Source organism: Chitinophaga sp., from assembly GCF_036566945.1.
In the GTDB taxonomy this organism is placed as follows: domain Bacteria; phylum Bacteroidota; class Bacteroidia; order Chitinophagales; family Chitinophagaceae; genus Chitinophaga.
Genome location: NZ_DATCVJ010000431.1, coordinates 1 through 16,708, shown reverse-complemented (window position 1 = coordinate 16,708; position 16,708 = coordinate 1). Strand labels below are relative to the sequence as shown.

The window sequence follows — 16,708 nt, the reverse complement described above, 5'->3', positions numbered from 1 at the left end:
CCACCAGGCCAAGCCTTATCAATGCTGAAGGCAGCTCTACACCACCAATGGAGATATTTTTGCCGGATGCCTGTTTCAGTTGCAAAATTTCTGTTGCGAGATTCGTGCGGATCACCCTCGGATGACCCTCAAAGTTGTCTGATGACCGGGAACAAACAATTTTGTCAATAGCAGTAAATGTTTGTGCAAATTCATTCTCTTCTTTCGTCCCGGATTGTTTTTTTGCGACGTCAGGCCAGTAAGGAACCATCAATTCATAGGTCTTACGTCCGTAGATGATCAGGTCAACGTCCCGCATGAGGTCCGTGAAATACACGAGGGTCTCTTCGCCGCCACTAAACCTGGTATGGTCGCAGCAACCATCTGGAGTCAGATTGATACCGTAGATTATCTTTCTCATTTGACTGGTTTTAGTTGTTGATCTTTTTGTGGGTTTGCTCAGATACTCTTCAAAAATAAACAATACATCCATCTCATGGAGGGCTATCTGCGACAAGAAGAGGGGTATTTAAGCCGAAAGCTATGGTACCAATGTATATTACCCAATATAGCCAGACTTAAAAACTAATAGTCCATTTCCATCAATACAAAAAGGGCTGCTTCTAGATGAAGCAGCCCTTTTGCATGGTGCCGTTTTACTTAGTTCGCTATCACAATTTTTCCACTCGTCACCTGCTTCATCGTACTTATTTTACTATTAAAAATATTATAAATATACACGCCTGCTGGCAGGTCGCTGGTATTGATTTTTCCACTGCCTGTGATACGTTGTATTTTTAACATTCTGCCATTCATATCATACAGTTTCACCACCAGGTTGCCGGCTGCTTTATCCCGGATATTGATACTTTGGCCACGTTGTAACATCGTTGGATATACGTTAATAGTGGTGGAGGTGGACGCCATTGTTTTTGGCGCCAGCAATGTGCTGGTTGTATCAGGACAACCGGTGAAGGTCAATTCTCCTACAGAAGTCCAGGCATTGCCATTCACTTCTGATGTAGCGACCAGTTTTACATACTTCGCTTTAACAGTAGGGCTGAATAACACATCCTGCGAGGCCGTGCTGTTCACGAAGTTTCCGGTGGCTACCTGTGTCCAGTTAATGCTGTCGGTACTCACCTGCACCTGGTAAGCATTGATGCGGCCATTAACGGCTGCTTGTCTTGGTACATAGGTCAGCTTACTGAGATTGTAAGCGCCTCCCAGGTAAACAGCCACATAGTGCGGCATCGGAGCGGTGCTGCTGTACCATTGTGTATGCCAGTAAGTAGTGTTGTTGCCATCGATCACATTGGTGACAGGCGCGCTTTCTCCTACCGTTTCCTGGCTGTCGAACTGATAAATTCTCATCTGGGTGCGCGGAATGGGGGTATTACAAGCCGACGAAGCGGGTGGCGTACCGGGAATACCTACTCCCAAACCACCAAGACCGGTGTTAAATGTGGCTGTTACATAGTAGATGGTAGCGCCCTTTTTACTGCTGGTATCTCTGCCCACATCAATGGTACCTGCACCATCGGGATATGGTGTAGCGGGGGTGACATTACTGATGTTACTCTTCACTTTTACCAGTTGTATACTGTCCCATGATTTACCGGTGGCTGTTTCCCATCCTGATTTTTCCGTTTGACTATAGTAAAGCGTTATACTTACTTTACCTGTTGTGTTATTGTTGGCCGGTGTTATTTTCACCGTTTTAGAAGCCAGATAATGTGCAGTGGTAGCGTCCCAGAATTGAGTGGCGCTGGTGCCTGCACGGTCTACTTTTACCGTAGTGCAGCCATAGTCGAAGCTACTTTGATTTTGCACCTTCGCAATGATTTTGCCACTGGTGTCTGCAAAGTATACGGTGGCATTAGGTCCGAGATATTGGGTGGTGCTGGTGTTCAATGTGCTGGCTACTGGTGTTACAGATGGCCTGGTATTGATGATCAGGTTAGGTCTTGTAGAGCCATATCCTGGAGCATTGAATGAGCAGCCGGCGCCGCTGGTCTGACGTTGGAAGGCTGTCGGATTAGCGCCGCTTACAGAGATGGATGCTACGAGATTGTCTCCCTGGTCAGTGCCATCAGTATTATCGTAGCAAGACTGGATCAGGATATTGGAATAGCCATCCCAATAATAAGGCTGTGAGAATGGTATCTGTATCCAACCCGTATCTGTGACGCTGATGCTGCCGTTGTATACGTTGGTAAGCGGACTGGTATCGAACAGGGTTTGTGTGAAGGCCGTTTGTGGTGTAGCACCGATGGCTACATGGAAGTTCTGGAAGGTACTGGTAGTGGTTACCGTCCGGGAGGTTACATGATAAGCGATGGAATAAATGTATCCTCTTTGTATGCCACCGGCTCTTAATTCATCTGCTGGATAAATGGTTTGGGCCTTCTTATCTGACTGGGTACCATTAAACGGACTGGAAGCACTTCCACCCGTAGTGCCATTGCCATAGGTCAGATTCACCAACGCAGTATCTCCTACCGGAGAAGCATCCGGATAGGTAATGTCTATCCTGGCTGTTTGTGCAGATGGATTGGCCATGGCATTTGTGGTACCGGTTACGTTGAAGGTAAGCAGTGCAAACTTACTGATGGGGTCCGTTTTACTGCCATACACCCTGATGGTAACCGGACGCACGGCGGCCTGACCGGACGTGAAAATAAGGGTATCTCCCGGCGTGACAAAGCTGCCATTCGTAGTGATATCGTAGTCAATACCGCGTGTAGCCGACGACGTAGGTCCTACCACTAATTGTACATTGGCATTGCCGGCGGGGGCAGGACTGATGCCCAGGTTGAGCGTATAATCGGTATAAGGCTTACAACCGGACAGGCTGGTACCCGCAGCGGTGGTGCCTACATTAATGGACGCAAAGGATATTAAGGGCGTAATCTGGTTATTGAATTTGGTACCGAAAACACCTCTTCCGTAAAAACTCACCCGCAATTCGCTGCTGTCGGCTACGCCGTTATTGTAGGCGAATAGATCTGTGATATCTGCTACTGTGGGGAGCCCTATCGAGTAGAGTGACCAGTCGGTCATGTTTTTATTACGATAATAAACGCCTCTTGCGGTGGCAAGATATACCGATTCGTTGGTCGCATAGCGGTCTTCCAGTAGTCTGATCACGTTCACAGGTGGAAGGGAACCGCTGATATCGGTGTAAGTATTTCCCTGATCTGTTGATCTGTACACCTTGCTACCACAGGCAAGATACACGATATTGGTATCGCTGGCGATGGTGGTCACGCTGGCGGCTATGCTGGTAGCTACCGGAGCGGCTACACTGGTAAAGGTAGGTGTAGCAGCGGTAGCATTACGGGAGCGATATACTTTTTGATTAGTCGTTACGTAGTATACCACGTTAGCACTGGCATTGCTTACCTGTAAGGCATTGATTTTTTCCGTATTATTCACCAGTTTCGTCCAGGTGGGAGAAGCGGCGGTAATATTGGCACTTCTCCACAAACCGGTATCAGCAGCAAAAGCAATAGCTACATTTTGCGGCGTGAATTCCAGCTGCATATTGTTGGTACCGGTAAAAGGCAGGTTATAGGTAGCATCACTACCGGTAACTGCTCTTCTTTTTCCATTGAAATAGTATACCTGGTTATTAGTGTTGTAATCAAAGTTAGACCTGGCGCCCCAGTCGCCGCCTCTGTTGGTGAACCATGGATTACCGGCGTATTTGTAATACAGTTCGCCGTTATCCTGGGTACCGATGCTGATCATATCTCTCCGGATAGGACTGTTGGATGCATGATATACTTCAGAAGTGGCCAGGCCGCTGCATTTGGGCGCCCATGTAGTACCTCCGTCGGTACTGAGCCATACACCACCATCGTTATAATTAAACAGTTTGGAAGTATTGTAAGGGTCTACTTTGATGCCATGCATGTCAGTATGGATCACAGAAGCCCAGTTAGCTTCCATTTGGGTCCAGGTGCTGCCGCTGTTGGTGCTTTTCCATACGAGGTGGCCTACAATGTACAGGGTATTGGCGTTGGTAGGATCGGCACACATGCCGTAGTTATAATTTCCCTGACCGGTGCTGGAACTCGTGTATCCGTTGAGGTTAGGAGATACATCTCCCTTTACCTGGGTAAAAGAAACGCCTGCATTTGTTGACTTGTACACTACGCCACCTGCAGCACCGTTGTTGGAGCCCACCATGGTAACATATACCCGGTTGGAATCTGCCGGTGTTACTGCTACCCTGGTACCGTTGGCACCATTGGCAGGAAGCGTGAGGGCGGTGGCTGTCCAGGTATCTCCCATATCGGAAGAGGTATAAAAAGCCCCAGCCTGGGTCACCGCATATATTGTTTTGGTATTGGCTACTGCTTTGAAAACCATATCGGTAAACTGTCCGCCTACCAGTGGCTCACTCCAGGAGATACCACCATTGGTGGTTTTCCAGATACCATCGTTGGTAGCTGCTACCAGCACATTATGATCCGATGGAGACATCAGCAGTTCCACAGCCATACGGTTGCCAATGCTGCTGTTGGCAGGGAGCCATGACTGTCCGCCATCCGTAGATTTATAAACGCCGAGGGAGGTGCCGTAATAATTGGGATCCCCGGTACCCAGGTACATTACCTGGTCGTTGGTATAATCGATACATACAGATGCGCAGGCCGCTTTGGGTAATTCATCTGTACCCATTAGTTGCCAGGTATTGCTGGTGTCGGTGCTCTTCCAGAGGCCCCATACGCTGGTAGCATAAATGGTGCTGGCGCTGGAAGGATGGAATTTCATTTGTGTGATACGGCCGATGCCATTGATCTGGCCGGAAGAATTAACGGGGAATAACACAGGACCAATGTTTCGCCAGTTACCGTAATTCTGGGCAAACACAGCTGACGAAAGCAGCAGGCATGCCGGTAAAATCAGGGATAGATATTTACGTATATACATCTCAGTTATTGCAGATTAAGGTGGGAAATATTTTTCGGATAGTACGCACAGGAGGATCTGTTGTTCATCTTTTGCTAATTAGTCCTGCTGCTGTCTTTTCCTTTCTCCATTTCTTTTTTGTCTCTTGCCTGTTTAGCATTAATGTTTGTTTTCAGCTCCTTCTGCTGCCGCCAGATCTGGATCTGCTGATCCTTGTTAAGGATGGTGCCATCTGGTTGCACATAAGGCAACACCTGCCGGCGCCACCACTGGTATTTTTTATATTCAAAGGCATATTGTTCCCCTTCCTTTTTTGCCTCAGATTCCTTTCTTTTAAACAGTCCGAGAAAACGTCGCTTTCTCTCTGAATTATTTTTTACGTCCAGTACTTCATCTTCTTCTACCGGAAGTTCTTTCCCCTTCCAATAATCGTTAAAAGATTTTTCAATAACGAAGAAGTTAACGTTCGGATCATCCATCATTTTGATCCATTCCGGAGCAGCCTTCTGGCTAGAGCGGGCATTTTGCTGCGCGCTTGTGGAAACACCGGCAAGCAACAGTGCTACGAGTAGCACATAATGCCATAGCGGTATGCTGACTGATTTCTTTTTCATTGTGGTTGTTTGGGTTTAAATTGATTCAGTATTTTGGTTAGTTGTTTCTTTAAAATAAAAGGAAATACCCTTCTGTCGGTTCATAGATTTCAGGTTCCAATCTGTATACGCTTCGTATATATGATGACGTTAGTACTTCTTCTCTGGTGCCGCAACGTATCAGCTTCCCCTGATGTAGCAGCAGGAGGTTGTCGGCAAATTTTGCCGCTATATTAAGATCATGCACTACGCCTATCACCACCAGGTCCTGCTGCTGTAATAATGTTTTCAGCAACTGCATAAACTGATACTGATAATGTACATCCAGGAAAGTCAGCGGTTCATCGAGGAGCAAATAGCGGCAGGAACCAGGTACCGGCTCCCAGATCTGCGCCATGATACGTGCAAAATGAACCCGTTGTTTTTCCCCACCGGAGAGACTCATATAATCGCGTTCCGTTAGGGGATCCAGGTCAAACAGCTGCAATGCCTCCCGGCCACACTGTAAGTCTTTGCTGCTATAAGTACCGCTCATATGAGGGTATCGGCCCATCATGACTATTTCGCCTACTTTCATCGGAAAGGATAGTTCCATATGTTGGGAAAGCGAGGCACGCATACGTGCCAACTCCTTGCAGGAGAAGGTTTTCACGGATTTATCCTTATATTGAACGGTCCCTTCATCCGGTGGCAGCTGTCCACCTGCTACTTTCAGCAAGGTGGATTTACCTGCGCCGTTAGGACCAATCACCAGGTGGAGTTTACCCGGCGCAAAATCGGCATTGATATCCTGCAGTAAAATTTTACCGCCTGCTTTACAGGTAATATTGGATAACCGGATCATCAGAAGTAATAATTTTTTTTCCGTAATAGAAAGATGAAAACGGGAACACCGGCCACCGACGTAACGATCCCAATAGGCAGTTCTGCCGGCCTTAACAGCAGTCTTGCTGCCACGTCGGCCAGACTAAGCAGTACGGCACCTGCGAGTGCGCTGCCAATTACCAGGTACCGGTTATCCGCCCCTTTCCATATCCGTAGAAAGTGAGGGACTACCAGCCCAACAAAGCTGATCACGCCAGTAAAGGCGGTTACTACGGCAATCATGATCACGTTGATGATCAATACTTCCCTTTTTAAACGTTGCACCGAAACGCCGGCCAGCATTGCCTCTTCTTCTCCTAATATCAACAGGTTTAACTGGCTGGTATAGGATAAGGCGCGGAAAAAACAAACACCGAGTATGACACCTGTAATAGCCACCGCATGCCAGTTGGCTCCCGACAAGGTGCCCAGGTTCCAGAAAGTGATAGAACGTGCCTGCGGGTCACGGGCAATATAGGAGAGGAAACCGGTGCCACTCAGGAACAATGCGTTGATGGCAATACCTGTCAGTAACAGGGTTACAATCGCTGTTTTGCCGGCCTGTTTTTTCTCCGAAAAACCAAGCACCAGGAAAGTGGCCAGCATGGCACCTGCACATGCCGCCAGGGGCAGGGTCCATTCGCCGGCATTAAAATGTAACGTTGACCCCAGTACGAAATAAAGTGCCGCACCAAAAGCAGCCCCGCTGGAAGTGCCTATTAATCCGGGTTCCACTATAGGATTCCTGAAAAGCGCCTGCAGCAATACACCGCCCACCGCCAATGCGGCGCCAGCCAGCAAACAAAAAAGGGTCCGGGGTAAACGTATCTCCATAAAAATACGTTCGTGCAGAGACAGCTGCCCGCCACCGAGGCAGGTTTTGCTCAATGCGCCCACGATCTCTCCGGTGCTGATGTTCACCGCCCCATAACAAGCCGATAAAAGCACCGTCACCACCAGTAGAGCGATGAGCAGGGGATACACTCCCCCATACTGTTTACTTACCGGCATGTATCAATTTTTGAAATGCCAGTACATTAGCACCCGTTCTTGGCCCCAGGTACACGATATCATGTTCTTCTATTCTGTAAATACGGCTATGCTGTGCCGCTTTGGTGCCTGCAACGCCCGGTAGCTCTTTTATCTTTTCCACACTACCTAATCTGTCATAACCAAAATCCGTCAGTAAGATGACATCCGGATCCGCCTGTGCAATCATTTCCGCTGACACCTGCTGCATGCCTTTGTCTCCACCGATAGGAATAACACCGCCTGCCCAGCTGATCATTTTTGCCGCCGTACTTTTTTGGGTGATGGCCAGGTAAATATTCATGGCACGGCCAAAATGAATAATCACTACTTTGGGCGTATCCGTATAGTGATGTACGTTAGTAATCGCCTGGTTCATCTCCACATCTAATTGCCTGCAAAGACTATCGGCCTGCGGTTCCTTTTTGAAATAACTGCCCAACTGCCGTATCATGGCTTTATCCTGCTCAATGGTATACACACTGTCCGCAAAGGTTTTCATGGGAATCTTCATTTTCTCCAGCTGCCGCATCACGAATTCAGGTCCTATGTTATTATCGTGTATGACCAGTGTGGGATTCTGTGCTATAATTCCCTCCGCACTCAATGCCCGGTGATAGCCTACCGTTGGCAGCGATTTAATGGCCGGAGGATAAGTGCTCGATAGATCTACTGCGACCAGTTCTTTTTCAGCACCTAAAGCATAAATCACCTCGTTGTATTGTTTGGATAAACAAACAATACGGTTAACTGCCGTGTCGCCGCTGTTGTTGCCAAATCGTCCACAGCTGGCAAGGGTGAAGGACAGGATTATAGGAAGGATATATTTTATTTTCATCATCATCTGTTTTGGTTTAGCGCATGATTAAAATTTATAATGCAGGTTAAGCCCTCCATACCAGGTGGCCTTATAAGGTCCCGGAAGATAGATGTTAGGTGTAGCTGCGTTGAAGCTGGCGTTCAGAAATACCATGGTGTAGTGCCTGCTGCCGGAGAGATTATTGCCACCTGCAAATACATCGAAGTCTATATGTTTTCCGATAGCGTGTTTGTACCCCAGTTTAGCCTGCAACAACGTATAGGCGTCTGCGTAGTGCCTGTTGTCGTAGGTAATAGGCATTTTATCTACGTATTGCAAAGTGGTATTCAGGTAAACACCCCATTTGGTGACCACATCTGCTCCGCCATTGACGAGGTGAGGAGCGATGCCGGAAGCCTTATTTCCATTGTAGTTAATGGTTTTGGGGTTATTGTTATTGTCGCTTTTAAAATTATCATAGGTAAAATTGGAATAGGTGTAGTTGATAAAAGGTCGCAGCAGCGAGAACACCGCTGACCGCGGAAAGGAGATGCTATAGGCTAGCGCCGCTTCCAGGCCGCGGTTTCGCTGGCCGCCGGCATTAGTGGTAACGGTATACAATACCGTACCGTTGTTATCGGTAATAGCCTGCGAAGTAAGCTTATCTTTTATCGCCATATCAAATACCGCTGCCTGGAAACTGAGTCTTTCGTTCAACAAGCTGCCTTTGGCGCCCAGTTCATATTGTGTTGCTTTTTCCGGCTTCAAACCAGTGTTTACCTGGCTGATCTGCGGAATCACTACCTGCCCGGAAGTTGGTGGGGAGTAGCCTTTGCTGACCCCTGCGTATACGGCGATTGTTTTGGTCAGTGTTTTTAACAGCGACAGCTGCGGTGTCATTACGGGGGTAAATGTTTTATGGCCCGACTGGTCTTTGTGGGTAGGATTACCGGAATTGGTTAACCGGTCTGTTATCCCGTATTCAATATAGTTATTGCTTACGCCGGCGGTAATCTCAAAGCCCTGTGGAAATTTTATTTCCCATTGCGTAAAAATGCTGTACTGCATTGTGGCCAGTTCCAGGTCACCACTGATTGGTCCGGGTATATTATCTGCAAGGCCGTAGCTTTTCTTGAAGGAGTTTGTCTTCTGGTATTCTGCGCCAATAGTGCCGTTCCAGGTAATAGTATTGCCGGTGAAGTTCAATGCGAATGCGGTACGGGCGCCAATATTTTGTGCGGTATTGGAAGATAGCCCTACTGCGAAGGCCTGCGATTGTTTGTATCCACTGAAGTAGGCGCTGGTAAGATTACTGACATGCTTCGAAAAAGTATAGTTATGCGAAAGGCCTGTACGATACGTTTCAAAAGCCACATACCCATGATTTTTCAGATAAGGTACTTCCCCGGTATCCTTTTTCTGTGCAAACTGTATACTGTCCAGCTGCCCTGCCAGCTGATCATTGGAGCTGTTGTAGGCAGCATACACAGAAAAAGTTTGTTTTTCATTGCCGTAAAAATCACCGATGAAAGAAACGAAATCTTTTTTTGATGCGCTGTTAATACGATAGCTGTCATAATTTTGATGTCCATAATTCAGCATCACCGCAGACTTCTGATCGGCATATTCCAGGCGGGTATTGGTCCGGAACAGACCATTACTACCGGCCAGGACTTCCTGTATAATATGTGTGCCGGAACTGGCTGGTTTCAGCGTAAACATTTTCAAGACGCCACCAATACCGCTGCCGTACAAACTGGAAGCCGGTCCTTTAATTACCTCTACGCGACCCAGGATGGAAAAGTCTATATCATCGAGGATAGTGGTTCCTTCTGCATCCGTTACCGGAATACCATTCAGGTAAGCTTTATAGCCAGTCCCATTGAAGTTGGTATTGTTACCATATCCACGAATGGTGATGCGCTGTCCGCCAGACATTGTTCTCTTCTCCATACGCACACCGGGAACGAGATTTAAGGTATTCTCCAGGAACAGTCCATCATTTCGTTGCAGCTCCTGCCTGGTCAGCAGTGCTACTGATTTCGATCCGGAAAGGTTTGGCGTGGCGCCGGCATGTACCGTGACGGCGTCCAGGTTGTAAATAACGGCTGTAAGACCAATCATCAGCTCCTTGCTGTTACCATGAATACTTTGAGGTCCATAACCCGCGGCTGTTACTGTCAACTCGTAGCGATTGTTATAGTTAATGCTGAATCGGCCGGTTGCATCTGTTACCGCCAGCACTTTTCCTGCAGTAGTTATTGCTGCTCCGTTAACAGGCATTTGTGTATAAACATCATATACTTTTCCCTGTAACGATTGTTGTGCATAACACCGTAAAGAGATGGCCGTTATCAGCAGCCATGTTGCGAAGGTTTTCATTATTCTTTTTTCTTAAGGGTTTAGGATCAGCGGCTATGACGATGATGACAGGTACATTGGCAGTACGCAAATGACAGGCACGCAACACATAGCAGCGCTATTGGCGACAATGATTTTTAAACGAAATTGGATTTAAGCGGTGCAGATCAGGTTCACAATAAAGTCAGGTTCATCAGGGGCGGTCATCTATGCGGCTAGGCTACACAACACACGCTGGATTTTGGTTGATTATCTTGCTTGCTTTTGATTTGTTGATTCCTTCCGGGTCATTCATTTACCTGCTCGGCCAAAATGCCGGACAGTATTGATAACAGGCGTTTTCATTGTTCATTGACAGATTAGTGATAAAATAATGATTCGGGTTATCGATATTATAAATGTAATGAAAAATTATCTTGTTCCTAATTTTTATCCAACTTTCTATATCAGAATATGATAACTAATTAATTTTCTACTTGTTAGAAGAAATTATATTTATACCCACAAGAACACAGTATAAATCCACGATTTAAAAACCACCATAGCCCCCCCAAACGTATCCATCAATTCATATAGAAAATCAAATCTTTCTTAAAAGAGGAAACTACTAAAGCTATTACCTGGCAGCAAATCAATATTAACTGCTGACATGCGGATTAACAATATTATTCGCTAATCGGTATTGTCTATGTAAAATATAAAAGCGACCAGGGATACTACAACTACTTCTTAAAAATGAAAAAGCGACACAAAATCCAATATTGAATTTTGTGTCGCTTTTTGCGGAGAGTCGGGGGATTACTGTCGCCCCCCTCATTCCATTATTAGTTTTATTTAATAATTTAAAATTAAATTAAATCAATTACTTGTTAATTTCGCCTTTTTAGACCTGCCTAAAAGAAGTTTTAAAATAGGAGGAGAAAATCAGAAAAAGGAATCGATCTTTTAGTTTGGATTTGCCAGAAACGAACTATGTTAACGAAGTTTAGCTTGCTGACTGATTCACAGTGGAAAAATATAGAATAATGTTTATTTGTTATCGGGAGTTGATAACGGCAGTGAAAAAATGAAAGCAATCCAAACAGACAAAACCTATCGGGTGCGTTCAGTTATGTTGTCGACAACTACGATAACTGGAAATTGAAACTAATCAAAAACAGCCATCCATAGAGGGATTTGCAACACAACCAGAACTGAAGAAATTCTAAACAAGATCTAAGTGCCGTCAGAACCTTTACACAATCATGAAACTGCGCTCCTACTACGCATAGCGGAAGGTGACGAGCAGGCTTTTTCCTCCTTATTCGCTACATGGGCCACCCCGCTCGCCGCTATAGCCATGAAGATATTGAAGAATGAGTATGCCCGGCAGGAAGTCGTGCAGGAAGTATTTATTAAGGTATGGCTTCACCAGGACAAGCTGGAAAAGTGGAACACCTGGGCGCCTGGCTCCGGAAAATCACTATTAATCAAAGCCTGCTTGCCTTGCAGCGGCATGCAGCGAATGATAAACGACTCGCCGCCATTCAAATATTACAGCAGCCCATTGATAATCCCAGCAGCCTTGAACTGAAAGAAATACGCCGGCTTGTACATGAGGCGATTGAATCCCTTCCCCGGCAAAGAAGAATCATATATACCAGCTGAATCGTATGGAAGGAAAGACTACGCGGGAGATCGCAGAAGAACTTCAGTTGTCTCATGGCTATGTTCGCAATACCCTCAGTGCGGCCCTGGCAGTTATCAGGGAACGGCTAACCGCTGATGGACTGCTGATCCTGATACTTTTGCTGCACCTATAATTTTTTTTTCGTCCGATGATGACAAAGCTATCCTTACCCTGATCTTATACTATGAACACCATGGAAAACATCCGATTACATAATCTGACGCAGGATTTCCTTGAGGAGTTGAAGTTGTTGCTGGAGAGTGAGGTGAAGAAGTAAATTTTTCAAAAACCAATCATTAAAGAAAAGAGGCTGCCGATGGGCAGCCTCTTTTCTTTAATGTGCCAGGTATGTCGAAACTGGCAGGAAAAAGGGATACAAAAATCCATCTTTGAATGTTGTATCGCATTTCGCCGAGAGTCAGCGATAAATGACCTCTGCACCTTACCATATCTTGATCCGTTTATCTTCGGCCAGGTACATCCTCTCTCCGGATCGTACATTAAAAGCTGAGTAAAAAGCGGGGATGTTCATGAGTGGGCCATTTACACGCCATATGGGTGGAGAATGGGGATCGTTATTAACCCAGTAGCGCAGGTATTCGTCTTTCATTTTCACCCGCCAGATCCTGGCCACTGAAAGGAAAAATCGCTGATCAGGCGTAAAGCCTCCGATTTTCGTTGTATCCTGTCCTTGTTTGGTCATTTTAAACGCATCATATGCTACGGCTATTCCGCTGATATCCGCTGTGTTTTCTCCTACTGTAAGCGCACCTTTTACATGAATGCTATCCAGTACGGTGAACGTACTGTACAGATCAATGACCTGTTGTGTTTTGGCCTTAAACTTCTTATAGTCTTCAGGTGTCCACCAGTTTTTTACGTTACCGTCTTTATCAAACTGGGCACCCTGATCGTCAAACGTATGCGTCATTTCATGCCCGATCACCATGCCAATGCCACCATAGTTAAGCGCGTCGTCAGCGTTGTTGTCAAAGTAGGGAGGCTGCAGAATTCCGGCGGGGAACACAATCTCATTGGCGGAAGGATTGTTATAAGCTGTAACGGTGGAAGGTGTAGTGAACCACTCAGTCTTATCAACCGGCTTCCCCAATTTGGCGAGGTTGTATTGGAAGTTGTTTGCGGCCGCCGCTACCACATTTTCAAAATATTTATTCCTCACAATATTTACATTGTTGTATTCGCGCCACTTATCGGGGTATCCGATCTTTTTGGTGATAGCAGATAATTTCACCTTAGCTTTTTCCCTGGTGCTGTCACTCATCCAGTCCAGCTTGTCCACCCTATTGGCGAACGCCTTCTGCAGGTTATTCACAAGCTCCAGCATCCGTGTTTTAGCCGACTCCGGGAAATATAGCTTCGTATATAATTGTCCCAATGCCTGGCCAAGATAGGTATCTACCACGCCTGACATGGTCTCGCCGCGCGTTTTTTGCATGGTCTGTCCCGTAAGGACTTTATTATATTCAAAGGATGAATTTACAAAGGGTTTGCTGAGGTAGTCTGCATAGGTACTAATATAATTTGCGCTCAGGTATACTTTCCAATCCTCGAGCGGGATCGATTTGAGGAGTGTGTTCAATTTGTCATAATAACCTGGTTGGGCTATATCCAGTGAATCAATGGTAGCACCCAGATGTTGGAAGAAAGTTGTCCAACCTATATTGGGTTGTTGCTTATTTAAAGCGACCAGCCCTACTTTATGGAAATTGGCTTTTATATCCCGCAGCTCAATATTGGTTTTATGCGATGTTGCCAGCTGCTTTTGAATATTGTAAACAAGTGCTGCATTTTTTTGCGCTAACGCAGTATCGCTTCCAGTCAGCATAAAAAGATCTGTGAGATATTTTTTATATGCCTGCTGTATAGCAATGGTGGAGGTGTCAGTCTTGAAATAATAATCCCTGTCAGGCATGCCGATACCAGTTTGATAAATATGTCCCATATTCATGCTGCTGTTTTCCTGATCGGGCGAAACTTGAAAATCAATAAGGGAGATATTTGACAATTTGGTTTCTTCCGCCATGAATGTAAGCATATCAGCAATACTGGTGATGGCATTGATCCGCTGCAACCCGGTTTTGAGTGGCTCAAAGCCACGCTGATCGATGACATTGGTATCCATTCCGGAAGCATAGAAATCACCGATCTTTTGTTCAAGGCTGCCGGGGGGATTATTACTTTTTGATACGCTGTCAAGGATGCCCTGTAACTTGAGACGTTGCTGATAGTTCATAAATCGGTATGCACCTACGCCCGACTGGCTGGGTGGTATTTGTGCGGTATCATACCATTTTAAATTTACATAATTATAAAAATTATCGCCCGGCTGAATGGTTGAGTCGATTCCTTCAATAGCAATGAAGGATTTTTCATTTGTTTGCTGTTGGCAGGCAACGAAAGAAACTAAGAAAACGGATAGTAAAAACCAGTTTTTCATATAGATTAGATTGGTTGCGAAATGATGTTGAATGATTAATAAAGATATCGTTTCTATCTAATACTTTTTCAAATACATCCTACTGAAGATGCAGGAATCGTTTCGGGCCATCCACCCCAAAACGAAAAAGGGACAAATCATACAGATGATGATTTGTCCCTTTTTGCGGAGAGTCAGGGATTCGAACCCCGGGACCTGTTACAGTCAACAGTTTTCAAGACTGCCGCAATCGACCGCTCTGCCAACTCTCCAGGCTGCGAAAGTATAAAAGGAATTGATTCTAAAAAAATTTGTTTTACTTTTTTTTGTTGAAAAATTTCGTTAAGAACCAGCTCCCTGGCAGGCATTCCGCTGCTAAACATATTTACGTATAGCCGTTATAGGTAGAAATTTCTACTGAACGCGACTTTCCTCCACGGCCATGTTATGCCGCTTTTTCGTAAATTTAAGGATGAACACATTTTTTGAAGGACCGGTATTATGGTCACAGATAGATGCGAACATGCACCTGCGGCACTCGGCCTACGCCGACTTTGCCGCCCAGGCACGTTTAAGCATGCTGGATAAAATAGGGCTTGACGCCACTCATTTTGTGCAACTGCAAATAGGACCTATCCTCTTCCGCGAAGAACTTTTCTACCATCGGGAAATTGGCGCGAACGACAAAGTGCAGGTCACCTGCGAAATGACAAAATGCAAGGCAGACGCCTCCCGCTGGTCTATTAAACATGAAATTTTCCGGGGAGATGGCACTAAATCCGCTACCGTACTGGTAGACGGTGCGTGGATAGATACCCGTAAACGGAAGCTGACAGGACTCCCGGCTGACTTGCTCGAAAAATTCAAAGCTATTCCACGTAGCGAAGATTTTGTAGAAGAAGCCATCTAACCTACATGACTATCTGCTGGTAAGCGGCTTACTGTCGCGCGAAAACGCCTGTTTGCCTGTTTCCAGCTCCTTAATAAATGGCAGCTTGTTTTGCAAAAATACCCGGGACGACTGCTCCAGGTAATTATCCAGCTGGAAAAACTTAGCTGCCCGGGTAGCGCCCAACAACTTGTTCATCCGCCTGAAATAGCGCATTTGTAAACGTCCGAATTCAAGGTCGTTGTTAATGAACTGCCTCGTGAGTGAATTCATTTTACGCTCGTCGAGAGAAGAAAACTCTTCATTATACATCTTCAATAAAGCAATCCGCTCCGCTAACCACGGACTTTTTTCTGTTTCATACTCCAGTAAAGTGGATTGAAATGCCTGCATTTCTACCGGAGATATCTCCAGTAATTCATCGAGTAATGATTCTTTGTTTTTACCGAAAATTTGTGTTACCAGGTCCTCATCCTGTATAACAACTGCCGCAACAGGAGCAGTCTGAGCACACAACCGCCAGGCGGCACCCAGGATCATCAACAGACATACGAGCTTTTTCATGCGCTGAAGTTTTAGGATTAATGGCAGGTTCAGCCACAGGCCCAATGCAATCAGGGGGTTACGAACACCAGCTCATGAGGGGTAGTTGCAGATTTAATTCACCAAGCAGGTGTAGTGCCCACTACATTATATGGCAGTGAATCCACCGTTATAGATAAACAATCTGTTTCCTTAAATAGTTGCAGATTCCACAAAAATGCCCCGGCACGTGAGTACCGGGGCTATCTTCATAATAAATCATGCGTGGTGAAATCAGTTCATAGACTGTTGATTGGCCTTCGTAAAGGCATCATACGCCTCCTTTGTCCAGTGTTGATAATCTTCCAGGTGAATGCCTAATTGCTCATCACGGGTTACTTCCTTGAACTCGCGACTATCCCAGTAACCTTTTGCCAACGACTGGATGTTCTGTGAAACCGCTGCCGGCGCTTCTTCGTAATCAGCAGGATAACTTTTGTAGTTACCGATGGCTAATTCCTGAATTTCTTGTTTTACTGCGTCCTTGCTATGCTTTGCCATGGTTAAAATTTTTTAGTTAACCGGCATAAAACAAAAATGATTCCTCTTTGGTGCCAACCGCCCCCATTTTATGATTTCTTTATCT

General features: G+C 45.8%; 13 protein-coding genes and 1 tRNA gene. 3 read left to right on the top strand and 11 right to left on the bottom strand.

The window, feature by feature from the left end:
• From VIP81_RS13045 to VIP81_RS13015, 7 genes are all read right to left on the bottom strand, one after another.
• On the bottom strand, window positions 1-400 hold a 400-nt coding region (locus tag VIP81_RS13045; RefSeq protein WP_331961075.1), incomplete at its 3' end, for a deaminase.
• Window positions 401-639: 239 nt separating this feature from the next.
• Complete coding sequence (locus VIP81_RS13040) at window positions 640-4,920, bottom strand: discoidin domain-containing protein (RefSeq protein WP_331961072.1); 4,281 nt, start codon at window positions 4,918-4,920, stop codon at window positions 640-642.
• A gap of 74 nt (window positions 4,921-4,994) precedes the next feature.
• Window positions 4,995-5,513: a hypothetical protein gene (locus VIP81_RS13035; RefSeq protein WP_331961069.1), complete on the bottom strand. Its 519-nt coding sequence runs from the start codon at window positions 5,511-5,513 to the stop codon at window positions 4,995-4,997.
• Between the two features lie 49 nt (window positions 5,514-5,562).
• Window positions 5,563-6,336, bottom strand: coding sequence for a heme ABC transporter ATP-binding protein (locus VIP81_RS13030; protein ID WP_331961066.1), 774 nt, complete (start codon window positions 6,334-6,336; stop codon window positions 5,563-5,565).
• Complete coding sequence (locus tag VIP81_RS13025) at window positions 6,336-7,367, bottom strand: iron ABC transporter permease (protein ID WP_331961063.1); 1,032 nt, start codon at window positions 7,365-7,367, stop codon at window positions 6,336-6,338. Before VIP81_RS13025 ends, VIP81_RS13030 begins: the two co-directional genes overlap by 1 nt.
• Entirely contained in the window at window positions 7,354-8,229 is an 876-nt protein-coding gene (locus tag VIP81_RS13020) for a heme/hemin ABC transporter substrate-binding protein (protein ID WP_331961060.1), read from the bottom strand. The genes VIP81_RS13025 and VIP81_RS13020 overlap by 14 nt, the downstream gene beginning before the upstream one ends.
• A 21-nt stretch (window positions 8,230-8,250) precedes the next feature.
• Window positions 8,251-10,566 carry a TonB-dependent receptor gene (locus VIP81_RS13015; protein WP_331961057.1) on the bottom strand — a complete coding sequence of 772 codons (2,316 nt, stop codon included), beginning with the start codon at window positions 10,564-10,566 and terminating at the stop codon, window positions 8,251-8,253.
• Window positions 10,567-11,946: 1,380 nt separating this feature from the next.
• Here VIP81_RS13015 and VIP81_RS13010 point away from each other — a divergent pair.
• Together VIP81_RS13010 and VIP81_RS13005 are read left to right on the top strand one after the other, a co-directional pair.
• Window positions 11,947-12,192: a hypothetical protein gene (locus VIP81_RS13010; RefSeq protein ID WP_331961054.1), complete on the top strand. Its 246-nt coding sequence runs from the start codon at window positions 11,947-11,949 to the stop codon at window positions 12,190-12,192.
• Between the two features lie 5 nt (window positions 12,193-12,197).
• Window positions 12,198-12,347, top strand: coding sequence for a hypothetical protein (locus VIP81_RS13005; RefSeq protein WP_331961051.1), 150 nt, complete (start codon window positions 12,198-12,200; stop codon window positions 12,345-12,347).
• A gap of 309 nt (window positions 12,348-12,656) precedes the next feature.
• Here the strand turns inward: VIP81_RS13005 and VIP81_RS13000 are convergent, their stop codons facing one another.
• Entirely contained in the window at window positions 12,657-14,672 is a 2,016-nt protein-coding gene (locus VIP81_RS13000) for a M13 family metallopeptidase (RefSeq protein WP_331961048.1), read from the bottom strand.
• A 166-nt stretch (window positions 14,673-14,838) separates the two neighbouring features.
• A tRNA-Ser gene (locus VIP81_RS12995) sits at window positions 14,839-14,923 on the bottom strand.
• 200 nt (window positions 14,924-15,123) lie between these two features.
• Here VIP81_RS12995 and VIP81_RS12990 point away from each other — a divergent pair.
• A complete protein-coding gene (locus tag VIP81_RS12990; RefSeq protein ID WP_331961045.1) occupies window positions 15,124-15,561 on the top strand; it encodes a thioesterase family protein in 438 nt (145 codons plus the stop codon).
• A gap of 9 nt (window positions 15,562-15,570) precedes the next feature.
• Here VIP81_RS12990 and VIP81_RS12985 read toward each other — a convergent pair whose 3' ends face one another.
• On the bottom strand, window positions 15,571-16,104 hold the full coding sequence (locus VIP81_RS12985; RefSeq protein WP_331961042.1) for a hypothetical protein: 534 nt from the start codon (window positions 16,102-16,104) through the stop codon (window positions 15,571-15,573).
• A gap of 252 nt (window positions 16,105-16,356) precedes the next feature.
• Window positions 16,357-16,623 carry a hypothetical protein gene (locus tag VIP81_RS12980; protein WP_331961039.1) on the bottom strand — a complete coding sequence of 89 codons (267 nt, stop codon included), beginning with the start codon at window positions 16,621-16,623 and terminating at the stop codon, window positions 16,357-16,359.
• Between the last annotated feature and the right edge of the window lie 85 nt (window positions 16,624-16,708).

Coding starts and splice junctions, on each gene's coding strand:
- VIP81_RS13040 (WP_331961072.1), bottom strand. CDS start 4,920: ATGTATATACGTAAATATCTATCCCTGATTTTACCGGCATGCCTGCTG.
- VIP81_RS13035 (WP_331961069.1), bottom strand. CDS start 5,513: ATGAAAAAGAAATCAGTCAGCATACCGCTATGGCATTATGTGCTACTC.
- VIP81_RS13030 (WP_331961066.1), bottom strand. CDS start 6,336: ATGATCCGGTTATCCAATATTACCTGTAAAGCAGGCGGTAAAATTTTA.
- VIP81_RS13025 (WP_331961063.1), bottom strand. CDS start 7,367: ATGCCGGTAAGTAAACAGTATGGGGGAGTGTATCCCCTGCTCATCGCT.
- VIP81_RS13020 (WP_331961060.1), bottom strand. CDS start 8,229: ATGATGATGAAAATAAAATATATCCTTCCTATAATCCTGTCCTTCACC.
- VIP81_RS13015 (WP_331961057.1), bottom strand. CDS start 10,566: ATGAAAACCTTCGCAACATGGCTGCTGATAACGGCCATCTCTTTACGG.
- VIP81_RS13010 (WP_331961054.1), top strand. CDS start 11,947: ATGGCTTCACCAGGACAAGCTGGAAAAGTGGAACACCTGGGCGCCTGG.
- VIP81_RS13005 (WP_331961051.1), top strand. CDS start 12,198: ATGGAAGGAAAGACTACGCGGGAGATCGCAGAAGAACTTCAGTTGTCT.
- VIP81_RS13000 (WP_331961048.1), bottom strand. CDS start 14,672: ATGAAAAACTGGTTTTTACTATCCGTTTTCTTAGTTTCTTTCGTTGCC.
- VIP81_RS12990 (WP_331961045.1), top strand. CDS start 15,124: ATGAACACATTTTTTGAAGGACCGGTATTATGGTCACAGATAGATGCG.
- VIP81_RS12985 (WP_331961042.1), bottom strand. CDS start 16,104: ATGAAAAAGCTCGTATGTCTGTTGATGATCCTGGGTGCCGCCTGGCGG.
- VIP81_RS12980 (WP_331961039.1), bottom strand. CDS start 16,623: ATGGCAAAGCATAGCAAGGACGCAGTAAAACAAGAAATTCAGGAATTA.